Consider the following 16,406-nt stretch of genomic DNA (forward strand, 5'->3'; position numbering starts at 1 on the left):
TTGATCTTCGTCCAGGACGAAGGGGTACGGCACCGCACAGACGGGGTTTCGGTGGCTGGTGACGCATCCGACCGCCTACCGAGATTGCCTGGTGAACGGCTGTATGTAGAGCGATGATGATTCCGGAGGACATCCCACGATCGCGACATGCCGCCTGTGGCCGTCGTCCGGGGGCGCGAAACTGTAGTGCTTCGATCATGACGAGAAGGAGGTAGACGTGGGGAATGACGAGCAGATAATCATGGATCTCGGCGTACCCGTCGAGCAGACTAAGTGGGGTATATGGGTTGCCCCTGACCGGCATGCGGCACAGGTGCGGAAATTTCTCGATCGCGCCGGATTGCCTGCATTGCCGCAAGAACCATGGGACTTCGAATCGGACGAAGCAGACCAGATCAGCGATAAGATCGCGGAGCTGTTTCCGGATGTGAAGGCTGTAACGCTCCCCGAAAATGCAGACAACGTCGATCAACTGGTGTGCTTCATCGGAGAATGGTTCATCCGGTATCTCGATGCGCGATGGCTCGACCTGGCCGATATGCCGCCCGGCTACAACGACTGCGAAGATTTCTCCATATACGACGACATCAAGCCGGGTATAGCTTTCAAATTTCAAGGCTGGAAGACCTGCACCGCAGAACTGCTTGTGTACTTCGTTGTAGAACATGAGTTCATAGACATAATCGAACTGGTGTCCGTTGCGTTCTGGAGACTGCGTAAGGGCAGCACCCCATTGTTCTCCGAGTTGAGCACCAACTTCTCGGGCCATCCTCCTTTCATGTGACCCGCACATTGATATTTGCTTCGTAAGTTCGGGGGCGGGATTGCCTGGTGACGGCTATGACAGTGATCGCAACGGATTCGATAACAATGAACGGGGGCGAATCTTCGAGAATGGTGCCGATCGATTCTTCCGCGACCGGGAGAATGGGTACGTCATCCACTCTCGAACTTACGAAGTCGGGAAAGATCGGATTCAATTCGACAAGATCAAGGAAGATCGCGGTGTCACCTACACCATCGAAGAAAAGTCGGGCAGAATCCGGGGAGAGAAAGACGAAAAGCAACTCAGAGCGGTGCGAGAGCTTCTTGATAAGAATAAGAACCACCAGCATGTATTGCGATCCGTGCAAGGTGAGTCGATATCGAAGGAAGCGCAGGAACTCATCGTCGGATTGCTTCGAGACTTCCCGGATCAGTTCACACACCAAGTCATAGCGCGAGCCGATGCCCGCGAGATTTGGGCGCGAGGGCGCGCGTTGGAGCAGGGCCAACAACTCGAATTGCCCGGCGTCGGCGAAAAGGCTCGTCAGCAGCGACAGCAGGAGAAGGCGAAGCGGCAGGAGAAGATCGCAGAGCTGGCGAAGGCACGCGACCGAGCCGAGAAGTTCCGGAAGATGCAGAAATTCCGGGAAGCCGTCGCGCGTGGCCGGGCAGATGCGCCACAGAAGATCCAACGCGAATGGCAGGTCCGAGCAGAGGCCGAGGGAGCCAGGCAAGCACACCAGACGCCGGAAACCGAACGGGCGCGGATCGAACGAGAGGCCGCCGAACGGGTGGCGCGGGAATTCCCGGTGCCCAGCCAGTATCAGGAACGCGAAACCGCCGACACCGGGGAACAAGCGGCCCGCGCAGCGGCCGAGAAGGAGCGAGAGGCCGCGATCAAAGTGCAGGACCAGGCGCGGGACGCCGCGTTCAAGGAGTTGGACGAGAAAGGGCGTCTGTCCGAGGTGGAAAGACTCGTGTGGTTGGGCCAGGCGACCCACCCGCAAGCGGCCGTGCGAGAGCTGCCTGGTCATGCGCCGAGCGTTGAGCGTGGCGGCACCGGACAAGGACAAGGCCGCTCACGGGGAGTAGCCCGCGACCGATGACCGCCCGCGCTCGTTCCCAGTGCGGTCGGCCCCTCATTAGTGATGCGGTTCGCGTCGCGCGGCGGACCGACGCGGGCAGGGACCAGCCCGGACAACAGGATCGGCAGCGGTGGAGCACGCACTCGACAACGGGCTGCTGCCGCAACAGCTGGCTCACCTGTCGGCTCACACCGCCGAGGAAGCCCGGCATCGGGTAGCCGCTCCCGATGCCGGGCCTGGAATCACTTCTGCGGAGTGGGCATGGGCGAGTTGATCGTGGAGAAGTACATGATCGCCGCCCCGATGGCGACCGGGGCGGTCACCAGGATCTGGCCCGCTACCGTGCCGAGGGCGCCGACGGCGACGATGCCGCCGAGGCAGCCGACGGCGGCGGCCGGGATGAACGGGCCGAACATGCCGACGATGGTGGCGGCGGCGACGGTGGCTCCAGCGATGCCGCCGAGGACGCAGCCCACCGCCGCGCCGCCGATGCCGCCGACCAGGGTGCCGATGGTGGCGCCCATGGAGAGGGTGCTGGTCATCCGGGACCAAGCGGCCTGTTCACGGTCGTACTCCGTCTTCCATGGCGCCTTGTCCTCGAACGGCAGGGCGACCGGCTTGTAGGTCGCGTGCGCCAGGTCGAACTGCGGGGTCAGCGTCGCGGTGCGCTCGGAGATCTCCGCGGTGATGGGGAATTCGAACTCGTCGACCAGGAAGGTCAGCGGCGTGCCCGCGACGACGGTGCCGTCGGCGGCCTTGATCTTCAGCACCTGGTCCTCGACCACCAGCGAACCGGAATCGATCGTGATGATGCTGGCGGTGTCGGTGGCGTGGGCGGTGAAACCGATGGCCTCGGCGGCCTCCGTGGACGTGGCTTCGACGGACGTGCTGTCCGCCGTAGCGACTTCGGGAGCGGCGGAACTCGTGCCCGCGGCGATGCTCACGGCAGCGGTGGTGATCGCGGCGGCCAGGGCTAGTTTCGTGATCTGCATGGAGAATCCTTGGTTTTCGAGGCATGGCGGAGCGACGGCCATACCAGTGACGTTCGGTAGGTCGTGGAAGTAACGGGCCTTCGCCCGTGGATGTGTGGTTAAGCGGCCGCGCGGAACCGTCCGGCGAGCCCGAGCAGCGCGTCGATCGCGAGGAAGACGAGCAGACTCACCCCGACCAGCGGGACGAACCAGCCCACCACCAGCGCGGCGGCCACCAGCGGCACGACCAGCCACAGCGAGGTCTTACGCAACGCGCCGCGCCGGGGAGCCCGGCCGAGAACGAACCGGCCCGCGTCCCGGGTGGGTCGCCTGCGCCACCACATGAGGTAGCCGCGCACGATCACGGTGATCAGGCCGATCATCGCCGCGAGCAGCAGCAACTGGTTGAGCAGCCCGAACATCAGGCCCATGTGGAACTGGATGCCCCAGTTGGTGAGCTTGGCCATCAGCGGCCAGTCGGCGTAGGCGAGCCGGTCGGTGACCGCGCCGGTCGCACCGTCGACGGCGACGGAGTCGACGGTGTAGGTGCCGGGCATCCGGCGTTCCTTCACCGCGAATGCTGTGCCCGGCGCGGCCGGGACGGCGATCTCCGCCGCTTGCGTGATGCCTTCGGCACGGGCGGTCGCATACACCCGATCCAACTGGGCGATCCGGTCGGCCGGGTCCGCGGGCGCGTGCTCCGTATGGCCGCCGCCATGGTGATCGGAACTCGAATCGTGGCTCGGGGCAGCGGTTCCGGGCAGGGCTGTGCTGACCGCCGGTGTGGTCCAGCTCAGTTGCTCACGCAATGCGGTGATGTTCTCGCCCGCGTAGGTCGACCAGGTCACGCCGGTGGCCGACAGCAGCAGCACCAGGGGAAGCACCCACATACCGACCGCGCCGTGCCAGTTCAGGGTGCGGCCCCGCGCGCGCTGCGACCGATCGGCCGCCCACAGCCAGCCCCAGCCGTTGCGGCCCCGGCGGCTGCGCACCCGGCGCACCCAGATCACGAGTCCGGCCAGCGCGACGATCCACAGCCAGGACGCGGCGAGTTCGCTGTAGAGCCGGCCGGGCTCGCCCAGGTGCAGATCCCGGTGCAACCGATCGATCCAAGTGCGCATCGGCAGCGCCCCCGAGCTGCCGTACACGACGGCATCGCCCACCGGCTGCGCGGTGTACGGGTTCACGAACACCGCCAGCCGCTCGGATTCGCCCAGCGACGGGTCGATGAACAGCACCCGGGTGGTGTCTTCGGCGCCCGCGGCCGGGGCGACGGCGACGAGCGGCAGGTCCGGGCGGGTGGCGACGGCCGCGCCGACCTGCTCCGACAGCGGCTTCGGCGTTCCGCTCTGCGTGACCGTCAACAGGTCACGCGACGCGATCGACTCCAACGTCGGCGAGATCGCGTAGAGCGCGCCGGTGACGGCCGCTATGAGGATGAACGGCCCCACGAACACTCCGGCGTAGAAGTGCAGCCGCATGGCCAGCGCGTACAGGCTGTTCCGCGCGGTGGTCCGGCGTGGGCCGGGGGAGTCCGACGGCTCCGATAAGTCGGCGTCGGGAATGGTTTCTGTTGTACTCACGGTCGTTTCGTTTCTGACGGCGGAAACCCGGATGGGGCACAAACCACGTCCCGAAGGGCACGGGCGACAAGCACCTACCTCGCGCGGGAACGTTCGCCACGGAGCGTCGACCGTCCCCGTCACGAAGGCGATCACACCGCCGAAGGATGGGTTTGCGACCCGGACGACGGCGTCGCGTCGGCACGCTCAGGCGTGGGCACGAGAGTGCGCGGCGACACCGCGCTGCACGGAAAACCGTGACGCTGAGCGACAACTCACGCCACAGCGCGGGTGCACCGGGTGTAGGAAGAATTCAGAGAACGACCGCGAGAGGCGGGGCCCGGGTGCGCAGCGCCTCGGCGGCGAACACACGGAGGACGACCCGGTCGCGGTGGAGCGTTCGCAGGGGAGCGCGGTCCGCGACTACGGGCGGGGTGTGCCGCAGCGGGAGCACGCGGTGCAGCACCGCGGTTCCGATCCGGTACGCGGCTTCCGCGCCGCGGATCACGACGGCCGCCGCGAACGCGGCGCACACGTGCGCGACGAGCATGGCCGGAGTCAGCTGGGCGTCACCGTGATGCAGGTGTCCCGAGCCGATCCCCATGGTGAAGTGCCCGAGCAGCTGCCCGGCGACCAGCGCCGCGACCAGCCCGGACGACGTCTTGCGCAGCGGAGCCAGACCCGACACCGACGCGCCGAGCACGGCGGACGCGGCGGCCAGCAGCGCCAGCGCGGTGGTGTCCGGCAGCATGCCGCCGGAGGCCCAGCCGTGCGCCGCGACGGAAATAGCCCCCGAGATCGCACCGGCCGAGCCACCGCGCACCCGCGCGACGGCGCCGCGACGTCCCGCGGCAGACCGGTCGAACTCGTAACTCACCCGCTGATGATAGCGGACCGATTGCACGGGTCCGACCGCATCGGCTCGCACCGAAGCCGCAGCTTCGGACCGGAATTCACTTCGGCCTCCCGGGGCGGGCGGCAGGCGCACCGCCCGGCAGGCCCGGGACGCGAACCGCTCAGCCCGCGTCGATCTCCATCTCGATCAGCGGCTTGCGCAGCAGCTTGCCGGTCGCGTTGCGCGGCAGCTCGTCCAGGAAGATCACCTCGCGCGGGACCTTGTAGCGGGCGAGGTTCGCCTTGACGTAGTCCTTGATCTCCTGCGGGTCGCGCTTGCACTCGGGACCGGGCACCACGAACGCGCGCAGCCGCTTGCCGTACTCACGGTCGTCCACGCCGACGACAGCGGCTTCGAAGATGTCGTCGCGGCCGGCGATGAGGTTCTCCACCTCGAGCGGGAAGACGTTCTCGCCGCCGGAGACGATCATGTCGTCGTCGCGGCCGTCGATGTAGAGCAGGCCGTCGGCGTCGAAATGCCCCACGTCGCCGCTGGACATCATGCCGTCGACCATTTCCTTGGTGCGGCCGTCGGTGTAGCCGGTGAAGGCGAAACCGTTGTCCACGAAGATGGTTCCGGTGACGTTCGGCTCGGTGATCGGCTTGCGGTTCTCGTCCAGCAGCACGATCCGGATGCCGACCGGAGCCTTGCCCGCGGTGGTCGGGGCCTTGCGCAGATCCTCGGGGGTCGCCACGGTCATCACGGCGCACTCGGTGGAGCCGTAGAGGTTGTAAAGGCTGTCGTTGAAGTGATCCAGCGTGCGGGTCACCACGTCGGGCGCGATGGCCGAGCCCGCCGCGAAGATCACCTTGATGCTGCTGACGTCGTACTTCGCCAGCACGTCCGCGTCCAGGTCGAGGATGCGTTGCAGCATGGTCGGGACGACCACCAGGGAATCCGCCCGGTACTTCTGGATGTTCGCCAGCGTCTGCTCGGGGTTGAACCGGCGCTGCTGGAAGACCACCCGGTTGCCCAGCGCGAGACCGAGGGTGAACTGCGACAGGCCGGTGCCGTGGAAGATCGGCGCGGCCATGATCATGGTGCCGTTGTTGGGCAGCGGCACCCGGTCGATGAACTGGGCCGAGGCGAAGGGGCTCACCCGGTCGCGCGGGGCGCCCTTCGGGGTGCCGGTGGTGCCGCTGGTCAGGATGACGATGCCGCCCGGCTTGGCCGGGGCGGGCAGCGCGGCGCCGGACTGTCCGCTGATCAGCGAGTCGACGGTCGGGATCGCGGGATCGGCGCCGTCCTTCTCGTCCACCCAGGTGAGAATGCGCGGAATCGCGGCGGGGATGGCGCTCATCAAGTCGATGAACTCGCTGTCGTGCAGCACCGCCTTGACGTTCTCCCGCTCGGCCACGTCGGCGAACTGCGGCTTGGCGAACCCGGTGTTCATCAGCACCCCGCGCACGCCGAGCTTGCCCGTGGCCAGCAGGCTCAGCACCATGCCGCGATGATCGCGGGCCAGGATCGCCACCACATCACCGGGATCGACGCCACTGCTCTGCAAGCCCCGCGCCAGAGCGTTGGACTGCTCGTTGAGCTGGCCGAAGGTCAACTCCCCGCGTTCGTCGACGATCGCCACGGCGTGCGGCCTGGTCTGCGCGGCGTGCATGACGACACCCGCGAACGGGCCGAACTTCAAGATATTGAAGGCGGACCGTGCCGCATGGTCGGGCCGCAGCGGATTGAACAGCCGCCGCTTGACCATCACGTTCACGCCAAGGGCCAGATCGCCCGCCTTGCGGGCGGTACCGCCCAGCGCGGGGAGGGAAAGAGACATCGACGACAACCTTCCGGCGGTGTCACCCGGTGATCCTCCGGGTGGTGCGGACCGCAATTCGATATACCCAGTGCTGGTGCTAACACTAGCAAGCGTGTGTAACTGGTTGTGTCACGTATCTCATCGGGTCCATACCCGCTGGTAATGGGCCGGGCACGAGGGCCCGGCCCGCCGTCGATCAGGCCTTGACCTCGTACTCCACCAGCACGCGGCGCAGCAGTTTGCCGGTCGCGTTGCGCGGCAGGTCGTCGAGGAAGACCACCTCGCGCGGCACCTTGTAGCGCGCCAGGTTGTTCTTCACGTACGCCTTGAGCTCCTCGCCGTCGGGCGAGTGACCCGGCTCCGGAACGACGAAGGCGCGCAGGCGCTTACCGAATTCCACGTCGTCCACGCCGACAACCGCCACGTCGAAGACGTCGGGCCGCTCCAGCAGCAGGTTCTCCACCTCTTGCGGGAAGACGTTCTCGCCGCCGGACACGATCATGTCGTCATCGCGGCCGTCCACCATGAGCAGGCCGTTCTCGTCGAAGTGGCCGACGTCGCCGCTGGACATGTAGCCGTCGATGATCTGCTTGTGCCTGCCGTCGGTGTAGCCCTCGAACGGCGCGCCGCTGCGGATGAAGATGCGCCCGGTGGTGTTGATCGCGGTGACGCGCTGGTCGTTCTCGTCGTAGAGCCGCACTTCGCAGGTGATCGGCGCGCGCCCGACGGTGCCGGGCGCGAGCGCGAGGTCCTCCGGGTTCGCCACGGTCGCGACGGCGCATTCGGTGGAGCCGTAGAGGTTGTAGAGCACCGGGCCGAACGCCTCGGTGGCCTTGATCGTCAGCTCCGGCGACAGCGCCGAACCGGCCAGCACGATCGCCTTCAGGGAGGACGTGTCGTACTTCGCCCGGATCGCCGGATCCAGCTCGACCATCCGGTGCAGCATCGTGGGCACCGCCACCAGCATGTCGGCCTTGTGCTCGGCCACCAGCGCGAGCGTCGCCTCGGCGTCGAACCGGCGGCGCACCACCACCTTGTTGGACAGGGCCGCGCCGACCAGCCAGGTGGCCAGGCCGGTGCTGTGGAAGATCGGCGAGACGATCACCTGGGTGCCGCGCCGCGGGAAGGGGATCCGGTCGACCATCTGCGCCGTCGACAGCGGAGTGACCTTGGTGCGCGGGGCGCCCTTGGGCAGGCCGGTGGTGCCGCTGGTCAGGATGATGAAGCCACCCGGCTTGCTCGGCGCGGGCAGCGGCTCGGTGGAGTTCGCGGCGACCAGGTCGTCGAGCGTCTGCGCGCCCTCGGGCAGCGCGGTCCCCTCGTCGACCCAGGTGAGGTAGCGCGGCAGGTCGGTGGGCAGCGCGTCGAGCAGGCCGAGGAACTCGCTGTCGTGCAGCACCGCCTTGACCTTCTCGCGCTGGCACACCTCGGCGAACTGCGGTTTGGCGAACCCGGTGTTCATCAGCGCCACTCGCACGCCGAGCTTGCCCGCGGCGGCCATGGCGATGATCAGCCCGCGGTGGTCGCGCGCCAGCAACCCGATCACCTGGCCTTCGGTGATGCCCGCCGCTTGCAGGCCGCGCGCGACGGCCGTCGACCGGTCGTCCAGTTCGCGGTAGGTCAGCTCGCCCGCCTCGTCCACGATGCCCGGAGCGTCCGGCGCCACGCGCGCGGAGTGCCGGATCAGGGTCGCCTGGGGGCCGAGGATGCGCGACTCCTTCATCGTCCGCAGCGTCTCCAGCGGCTTCTTGGGGTCGGTGACACCCCGGCTGCGCAGCACCCCTAGCGCCTTGACGGCCTCCAGCGTGTGGGCCAAGTTCATGTCGAATTACCTCCACAAAACCCTCGCGTCGGTCCTCGACCTAGCGAACCGGTACGGCGTGTTGACTTGCCACCGTAGCAGTGCGGAGTGTGACAGGTCACAGTTGAAACGGACAAATCAGTCTCGGTTCGGTTGCGTCCGCCCCAGGTCGAGACCGTCCGCGGGCCGATTCCGGCCTTTCCGCTCTCGGCTACCGGTCGGTAGGGTTATCCTCGCAGCGTCTCGAGACCGCTCGAAGGGAGACGCGGCCGATGTCCGATCCGAAGGACCGTGCACCGTTCATCGACATTCCCGGCGATCTGCCCGGCATCCGGGGTTTGTTCGCTTTCAAGCCCGAAACCGGAGCCGCGCTCAGCGAATTCGCGCAGACCCTGTTGCGCGGGACTTCTCCACTGACGCCGGGGGAGCGCGAGACGATAGCCGCCTACGTCTCCTCGCGCAACGAAACGTATTTCTGCACGCAGTCGCACGCGGCGACCGCGGCGGTGCTGGTGGACGGCGGCCGCGACGTGATCGACGCCGTCATCGAGGACGTGGAGTCCGCCGCGATCGAGCCGAAACTGCGTGCGTTGCTGCGCATCGCGGACAAGGTGCGCCGGTCGGGGCTCGAAGTGACCGCCGAGGACGTCGAGGACGCACGTGCCGCGGGCGCCAAGGACGAGGACATCCACGACGCCGTCCTCGTCGCCGCGGCGTTCTGCATGTTCAACCGCTATGTGGACGGCCTGGCGACGGTCGCGCCCCGGGAGCGGGCGACGTACGAGCAGATCGGTGGCATGCTCGCCACCGCGGGATACGTGGCCGCCGGCGTGCCCCCCGAATCAGCGCCGGGCGCTGGCCAGAGCGACCAGTAGCGGAACCACCCTGGCGGCGGGAACCTCGAACCGGCCGCGGCCCGCGGTGTGCAGCCAGCCCACCGCGGCCAGCTGGCGCAGGTGGTGATAGATCTGGCCGGAGCTGCCGACACCGTCCACCCCGGCCAGCTCGGCCGCGGTCCTGCGCCCGCCCATGATCTCGCGCAGCAGCCGCAACCGGACGGACTTCCCAGCGCCGCAAGGCATTCCGCGGTCTCGGCCCAGTCGTCCTCGATGAGGTCGCCGGTGGTGAACCGGGCCTGCCACTCGCGCTGCTGGTCGTTGGGCAAGCGGACCGACCCGGCGAAGACGACGCCGCCGTTGGGCTCGTCGGCCGCCGCGAACTCCTCCCGCAGGCGCTCGACCGCCCACTCGTCGGTGCCCGGCGGGAGACTCTCGGGCCGTAGGTTCTCTTCGAGCGCGCTGAGCCGCCGCTCCAACTCGGCGACTCGGTCTTCCAGACTCACGAATCCCCAAGCTACGGAACTACGTAATGTCCGACAAACCGACGGCTCCGGCTCCGTGGCGGCGGGAGCCGGAGCCGCCGCCCTCAGTTGTAGACCGCGCCGAACGACGGCACCGAGATGGTGCCGAGCCGGTAGGCGTACCCGTCCGGGTTCTCGTCGCTGACGGGCACCGACCAGCGGTGCCACAGCGACCCGTACACGGCGGCGACCACCGGGCCCGCGCCGGTGTCCAGGGCGCGTGTGCGAATGGTGGTGTCCACCGGAACGTCGTTGTGCTCGTAGAGCAGCTCGGTGCCACTGCGCCCATTGGCCAGGTTGATCCAGAGCACCTCGAGCTTCGCGCCGCCCTGGTTGGGCGAGATGGTGCCCGGCCCGCCGAAGAACCCGAGGCGGAATCCGTCCATGCCCAGGGCGATTCCGGACCCGTACACGCCCGGGCCCTCACCGCGTCCGATGTCCGACTGCGCCGGGATCTGGAACGGTTGCGCGGGCAAGGCCACCTGCTCGGCCTTCGCGAGCTGCCCGGAGGTGATCAGGCGATCCACGGCCTGCTCGGCTGCCGGATTCCCGGCCGCGGCGGCACGCAATTGCTGCGCGGCGGCGGTCCAGTCCACCGCGGCCGGCTGCGCGGCGGCGTGCCCGGCGAACGGTGCTACGAACACCGCGGAGGCGGCGACGGCGGTGGCGAGGCGACGCGTAAGACTCAGTCGTTGCATAACCAGTTCTCCTCGAAGTTCTCTGGTACTGCGCGAGTGAAATACGTCCGCTGATTGGTCGATCCAGCGACAGGGCGATAGGCTGCCCGGTCAGTTACGCGCCTGTCCAGAGGGGAACGCCGAATGGCGTGATCGTGTCGTTGACTCATCGATGCAACGGCGTGCTTGTCAGGTCCCGGCGCAAGCGTCGGGCTGCCGACCGTGGCCCTGAACAGCGCTTTCTCGATAAACCGTTCCGTATGGTCCGGTCGAGGGTAGTGTGGGTTTCGAGGCGACCGCCGAATCCGCGGCGGCGGTGACCGTATCTATACGGTGCGCCACCCATTCGGGCGTCATCGATCGCGAGTGAGCGGAGAATCCAGAAATGCATCGAAGTGACCGGTCCCCGTTGTTCAGCCATCCGAATGAACCCTCCGAGGTCGGCGCACCCGCGGTCGGAGTGGTTCGCACGCCCGTATTCAGTGACCTCGTCGTCGCGACGCCGTCCGCGGTGACCGACGAAGCGGGACCGGTCGAGTCCGGCGGCGATTAGTGCACCCCTCCGGCCGGGTATGGGACCTGGGTTACGCCGCCGGTTGGCGGCTGGTCCGCGCCTTGCCGGAACCGTTGGCGGTCCGCCTCTTCGACGCGGGCGCCGAACGAGCGGCCCGCAACGGCGGTCCGAATCAATTGCGCCGGAACCTGTCTCGAGTATTGGGCACAGCGCCGGACCAGGTGCCGCAGACGCTGATCCGGGAGAGTTTGCGCTCCTATGCCCGCTACTGGCGCGAAGCCTTCCGGCTGCCGTCGATGGATCCGGTGCGACTGGCCGACACCATCGAATCCGTGGCGACCGGGCTCGAACACATCCACCAGGCGGTCGAACGCGGCACCGGTGCGGTGCTCGCCCTACCGCACAGCGGTAATTGGGACCTGGCGGGCGTCTGGCTGGTGCAGCGCGTGGGCTCGCCGACGGTCGTCGCGGAGCGGCTCGCACCGGAATCGTTGTTCCGGCGCTTCGTCCGTTTCCGTGAACGGTTGGGATTCGAGATCATCCCGCTCACCGGTACCGCGACGCCGCCGTTCCCCCAGCTGGTCGCCCGGATCCGGCAGGGACGGATAGTCGGGCTGCTCGGTGAACGCGACTTGTCCGGCACAGGCGTACCGGTGACCTTCTTCGGTGAGCCCGCTCGGCTGCCCGCCGGTCCGGCTCGCCTGTCGATCGACACCGGCGCGCCACTTCTTCCCGTGCACTGCTGGTACACCCCCGACGGCTGGGGATTTCACGTGAGTCCCCCCGTCGACACCAGCCGTGGCGTGCGCGAGACCACCCAGGCGCTGGCCGACCGATTCGCCGCGGGCATCGCCGCCCACCCCGCCGACTGGCACATGCTCCAGCCGCTGTGGACGGCCGACGTCACCGCCGCCCGGCTCGCCCGCCGGACGTCGACCCCGCCGAACTGAACTATTCGGAGGGCGCGGAGGAGGCTTCCTCAGTCGCCTGGCAACCCCCACGCGAATCCGGCCGCGATCACGAAACAACTGACAACCGAAATGAGAACAATGCTCCACATGTGCGCGAAGGGTACGGAACATCCGGTACGAAATCCATAGCCCATTCTCGCCGAATGTGTTTCAGGACACGTCATTCGTTTCGTCGCCGGGTGCGGAAACGAAATCCGGTGCGAGACCGAGAAGCTCGCACCGGATTTCGTCGTCGATCGTCTAACGCAGCGTCACTTCAGTTCGGCGCTGGTCTTGCCCAGGATGCGGCGGGCGACGATGAGCTGCTGGATCTGCTGGGTGCCTTCGAAGATGTCCAGGATCTTCGAGTCGCGACCCCACTTCTCCAGCAAGGTGCGCTGGGAGTAGCCGATGGCGCCGGCCAGTTCGACGGCCTTCAAGGTGACGTCGGTGCCGGTGCGGCCCGCCTTCGCCTTGGACATGGACGCCTCGAGCGAGTTCGGCTTCTTGTTGTCGGCCATCCACGCGGCGCGCAGGGCGAGCAGGTAGGCGGACTCGTAATCGGCTTCCATCCGCAGGAATTCGGCGGCGGCGGCGTGCTGATTGTTGGCCGGGACGTCGTAGGAGATGTCCACGCCCGAAGCGGTCAGGATCGAGCGCAGCTCTTCGAGCGCGGCGCGCGCGACGCCGATCGCCATCGCGGCGACGAGCGGACGGGTGTTGTCGAAGGTCTGCATGACCCCGGCGAAACCCTTCTCCACGTTGACTTCCGGGCTGCCGAGGATGTTGTCCTTCGGGATCCGGCAGTCCTGCAGCAGCAGCACGGCGGTGTCGGAGGCCTTGATGCCGAGCTTGTGCTCGAGCCGCGCCACCGACAGGCCGGGCGCGTCGCGCGGCACGACGAACGACTTGATCGCCGCGCGGCCGAGGCTCTTGTCCACCGTCGCCCACACCACGATGTGGGTCGAGCGCTGACCGGCGGTGACGAAGATCTTCTCGCCGTTGAGCACCCACTCGTCGCCGTCGAGCACGGCGGTGGTGGACACGGCGGCGGAGTCGGAGCCGAAGGACGGCTCGGTGATGGCCATCGAGGCCCACACCTTGCCGAAGCGCTTCAGCTGCTCGTCGGTGGCCACGGCGGCGATGGCCGCGTTGCCCAGGCCCTGGTAGGGGATCGACAGCATGAGGCCGACATCGCCCCAGGAGGTCTCCAGCGCGTTCAGCAGTGCGGACATGTTGCCGCCGTTGGTGTTGCCGAGCAGCTCGGTGGCGTGGCGGTCGGCGTCACCGTCGTCGGAGCGGCCACCGGCGGCGCCGCCGATCTTCTGGGTGCCGGAGTCGGCCAGGCCCTCGACCATGGCGGCCATGGTGTCCAGCTCGACCGGGTAGTCGTGTTCGGCGAGGTCGTACTTGCGCGAGATCGGGCGGAAGATCTCCTGCGCGACCTGGTGCGCCTGATTCGCGCTGGCCCGCAGCTTCTTGGGGAGTTCGAGGTTGATCATGGGGAAGGTCTCCTGGAGAACGGAACGAGCCGGTTTAGATGAGCACGACACCTTCGGCGACGCCGATCGCCCGCAGGTCGCGGTACCAGCGCTCGACCGGGTGTTCCTTGGTGAAGCCGTGACCGCCGAGCAACTGCACGCCGTCGAGGCCGATCTGCATGCCCTTGTCGGTGGCGAGCTTGCGGGCCAGCGCAGCCTCCCGGCCGAAGGACAGGCCCTGCTCCGCGCGCGAAGCGCCGCGCAGCGTGACCAGCCGCAGGCCGTCGAGTTCGATCGCGATGTTGGCGACCATGAACGCCACCGCCTGGCGGTGCGAGATCGGCTCACCGAACGCTTCACGCTCGTTGACGTAGGGGATCACGTAGTCCAGCACCGCCCGGCTGGTGCCCGCCGCCAGGGAAGCCCACCCGAGGCGGGCCAAGCGCACGGCATCGGCGTACTCCTCGGCGCGGGTCGCCGCGTCACCGTCGCCCAGGACGGCGTCGGCGCCGACCGCGACGTTGTCCAGGATCAGCCGGCCGAGGCCGGCGGCGCGCAGACCCATGCTCGGGTCGGCCTCCACGACCAGGCCGGGCGCGTCCGACTCCACGATGAACAGCGCCGGACGGCCATCGAGCTCGGCGGCGATCAGGAACAGCTCGGCGTCGGCCGCGGCGGGCACCAGGCTCTTGACGCCCGAGATGCGGTAGCCGCTCGGCGAGCGCACCGCCTTGGTCTCCAGGGCGAACGGGTCGAACAGCGCGCGCGGCTCGCTGATCACGACCGAGGCCTGCGGCACGTTCTCGCCGGTGAAGGAGGGCAGGTAGGTCTTCTGCTGTGCGTCGCTGCCCCATTGCGAGAGCGCGACCGCGACGCCGCTGGGCGCCAGGATGGGCAGGGCCAAGCCCATGTCACCGTGCGCCAGCGCCTCGGCGACCAGCGAGTTGGTCACCGCACCACGCTCGGAGGCCGCACCCTCGAGTTCCTCGGGCACGTTGATCAAGGTGATGCCGAGTTCGGCGGCGCGCTCGAGCAGGTCGCGCGGCGCCTTGGCGGCGTTGTCGGCCTCGTAGGCAGCCGGACGCAGGATCTCGGCGGCGAATTCCTTCACCGTCTCGACGATCATCTGCTGCTCGTCGGTCGGCGTCAGGTCGAAGAAGTCCTTGTTCTTCGCCTCGTTGGCCGCCAGGCGCTTGGGGGCGCCGGTGCCCGCGACCTTCGCGAACGCGCGGGTCGCCGCGCCGAGCGTGCGGAAGCCGGTCTTCGTGCCCTCGTAGGTGACGCGCTCGATCGGCTTGCGCAGGTTGTATTTCTCGGCCAGTTCCGACCCGGTGAGAGTCGTCATGACCCGCATCGCCGCGCCCATCCAATCCCGCTTGGGTTGGTTCAGGCCGACCGCGGACGTATCTGGACGTCGCTTCGTCGCGCTGTCTCGAGTGCTCATCATCACCTGTTTTCTCGGATGGGTTGGTGCGGTCTGTCCCCAGCTATCTTACTCCGGAGTAAGGCTATCTTACTGCCGAGTAAGAAGCGCGTCGAGGTGCAGCATACGCCCGGAATCCACACCTTGCTGGACAAGTGCCCAAAGTTGCGTCCCGGGGTCGGTAGGCTTCCCCGCCGCGCGTCGTGCTATGCCTCCCGTCGCGATGAGCTGCGCTTTCGGGAAAACGGACGGACGTGTCGGGCCGGATAGCCGGATTCACCGCCGCATGTTCGCCTCGCTCCAAGGCTATGGCGGTGATCGATGCAGAACCGTTATGGATCCGGCAGGGGCAGATCCCGTCCCACGAATGGGCTGTGAACGATGCGGCCCGGCCCGGCGCAGGCTCGAACACGGCGCCGGTGCCATGGGCAGCGGCGCGGTCGCGCATGGTGGCGACAGGGATGCCGACGGAGGCCGGGTGGCGGTGTCGCCGTGATTACAATCCGACGCATGTCAGCGATCTTCGACTGGGCCAGGCCGGACAACGTACAGCCCGAGCCGATCACAGTCGACATCTGGCGCGAGCTGCCCGAAGAGTTCTGCCGCTTGGTCGAGGTGGTGAACGGGGATGCGGTCCGTTGCGAGTCTCCGAACAGGGCACATCAGAAAGCCGTCCACCGACTACTGGCAATGCTGGAATCGGCCGCTCGCGAATACATGGCCGAAGATCCGTCGGCATGCCTGTACGCCAACCATGACTTCGACGTGGTGCTCTGGGAAGTGCCCCGGGCGACTATTCGTCGCCCCGACATCGCACTGTTCGAGTGCGTGCCTGCGGATGTCCGGCCGATGCCCGCGCGCCATATGAAGATCGCTGTCGAGATCATCTCGCCCAGTCATGTCAAAATCGACCGGCTCGAGAAGATGAGCGAATACGCGGCGGCCGGAATTCCGTGGTACTGGCTGGTCAGTGTGTCGGACACCGAGGTGACCGTCATCGAGACCTACGGCCTCGACCACAGCGTCGGTCACTACCGGCTCGCTCGTGTCCTGAAGCCGCAGACGGCGTTCGCCGTCGACCTGCCGATCCGAATTCAACTCGATTGGGACGAACTGACCGACCTTGTGTTGTGAGTCGCCATCGGGTCGGCCGCTGTGCG

The 16,406-nt window shown here is 67.5% G+C and carries 14 protein-coding genes; 4 read left to right on the plus strand and 10 right to left on the minus strand.

Annotation, left to right across the window (positions count from 1 at the left end; translation table 11 throughout):
- Nucleotides 1-217 precede the first annotated feature (217 nt).
- Entirely contained in the window at nucleotides 218-784 is a 567-nt protein-coding gene (locus QMG86_RS05645) for a hypothetical protein (RefSeq protein WP_281878086.1), read from the plus strand.
- On the opposite strand, the gene QMG86_RS05650 is transcribed toward QMG86_RS05645, so the two are convergent.
- The 6 genes from QMG86_RS05650 to QMG86_RS05675 all read right to left on the minus strand — a co-directional run bounded on the left by QMG86_RS05650 (nucleotide 777) and on the right by QMG86_RS05675 (nucleotide 8,862).
- Nucleotides 777-1,799 carry a hypothetical protein gene (locus QMG86_RS05650; RefSeq protein WP_281878087.1) on the minus strand — a complete coding sequence of 341 codons (1,023 nt, stop codon included), beginning with the start codon at nucleotides 1,797-1,799 and terminating at the stop codon, nucleotides 777-779. The genes QMG86_RS05645 and QMG86_RS05650 overlap by 8 nt on opposite strands.
- A 293-nt stretch (nucleotides 1,800-2,092) precedes the next feature.
- Entirely contained in the window at nucleotides 2,093-2,842 is a 750-nt protein-coding gene (locus QMG86_RS05655; protein ID WP_281878088.1) for a DUF8020 domain-containing protein, read from the minus strand.
- A 98-nt stretch (nucleotides 2,843-2,940) separates the two neighbouring features.
- A complete protein-coding gene (locus QMG86_RS05660) occupies nucleotides 2,941-4,404 on the minus strand; it encodes a PepSY-associated TM helix domain-containing protein (RefSeq protein WP_281878089.1) in 1,464 nt (487 codons plus the stop codon).
- Between the two features lie 292 nt (nucleotides 4,405-4,696).
- The gene (locus QMG86_RS05665) at nucleotides 4,697-5,260 is read right to left on the minus strand and encodes a hypothetical protein (RefSeq protein WP_281878090.1); all 564 of its coding nucleotides are present in this window, start codon (nucleotides 5,258-5,260) and stop codon (nucleotides 4,697-4,699) included.
- Nucleotides 5,261-5,399: 139 nt separating this feature from the next.
- On the minus strand, nucleotides 5,400-7,058 hold the full coding sequence (locus tag QMG86_RS05670; RefSeq protein ID WP_281878092.1) for an acyl-CoA synthetase: 1,659 nt from the start codon (nucleotides 7,056-7,058) through the stop codon (nucleotides 5,400-5,402).
- Between the two features lie 178 nt (nucleotides 7,059-7,236).
- On the minus strand, nucleotides 7,237-8,862 hold the full coding sequence (locus QMG86_RS05675; RefSeq protein WP_281878094.1) for an acyl-CoA synthetase: 1,626 nt from the start codon (nucleotides 8,860-8,862) through the stop codon (nucleotides 7,237-7,239).
- Nucleotides 8,863-9,113: 251 nt separating this feature from the next.
- Here QMG86_RS05675 and QMG86_RS05680 point away from each other — a divergent pair, with 251 nt between their 5' ends.
- Nucleotides 9,114-9,716, plus strand: coding sequence for a carboxymuconolactone decarboxylase family protein (locus tag QMG86_RS05680; protein ID WP_281878096.1), 603 nt, complete (start codon nucleotides 9,114-9,116; stop codon nucleotides 9,714-9,716).
- Here QMG86_RS05680 and QMG86_RS05685 read toward each other — a convergent pair.
- Nucleotides 9,684-9,923 carry a helix-turn-helix domain-containing protein gene (locus tag QMG86_RS05685; RefSeq protein WP_281878098.1) on the minus strand — a complete coding sequence of 80 codons (240 nt, stop codon included), beginning with the start codon at nucleotides 9,921-9,923 and terminating at the stop codon, nucleotides 9,684-9,686. The genes QMG86_RS05680 and QMG86_RS05685 overlap by 33 nt on opposite strands.
- Before the next feature lie 343 nt (nucleotides 9,924-10,266).
- Nucleotides 10,267-10,899: a hypothetical protein gene (locus QMG86_RS05690; protein ID WP_281878100.1), complete on the minus strand. Its 633-nt coding sequence runs from the start codon at nucleotides 10,897-10,899 to the stop codon at nucleotides 10,267-10,269.
- A 531-nt stretch (nucleotides 10,900-11,430) separates the two neighbouring features.
- Between QMG86_RS05690 and QMG86_RS05695 the strand changes: the two genes are divergently transcribed.
- Nucleotides 11,431-12,342, plus strand: a complete 912-nt coding sequence (locus QMG86_RS05695) for a phosphatidylinositol mannoside acyltransferase (protein ID WP_281878102.1) — start codon at nucleotides 11,431-11,433, stop codon at nucleotides 12,340-12,342.
- Nucleotides 12,343-12,614: 272 nt separating this feature from the next.
- On the opposite strand, the gene QMG86_RS05700 is transcribed toward QMG86_RS05695, so the two are convergent.
- On the minus strand, nucleotides 12,615-13,844 hold the full coding sequence (locus QMG86_RS05700; protein ID WP_281878103.1) for an acyl-CoA dehydrogenase family protein: 1,230 nt from the start codon (nucleotides 13,842-13,844) through the stop codon (nucleotides 12,615-12,617).
- A gap of 34 nt (nucleotides 13,845-13,878) precedes the next feature.
- On the minus strand, nucleotides 13,879-15,273 hold the full coding sequence (locus QMG86_RS05705; protein WP_434085545.1) for an acyl-CoA dehydrogenase family protein: 1,395 nt from the start codon (nucleotides 15,271-15,273) through the stop codon (nucleotides 13,879-13,881).
- A gap of 588 nt (nucleotides 15,274-15,861) precedes the next feature.
- Between QMG86_RS05705 and QMG86_RS05710 the strand changes: the two genes are divergently transcribed.
- Complete coding sequence (locus QMG86_RS05710; RefSeq protein ID WP_281880797.1) at nucleotides 15,862-16,380, plus strand: Uma2 family endonuclease; 519 nt, start codon at nucleotides 15,862-15,864, stop codon at nucleotides 16,378-16,380.
- Nucleotides 16,381-16,406: the final 26 nt, after the last annotated feature.

The organism is Nocardia sputorum, assembly GCF_027924405.1.
Classification (GTDB): Bacteria; Actinomycetota; Actinomycetes; order Mycobacteriales; family Mycobacteriaceae; genus Nocardia; species Nocardia sputorum.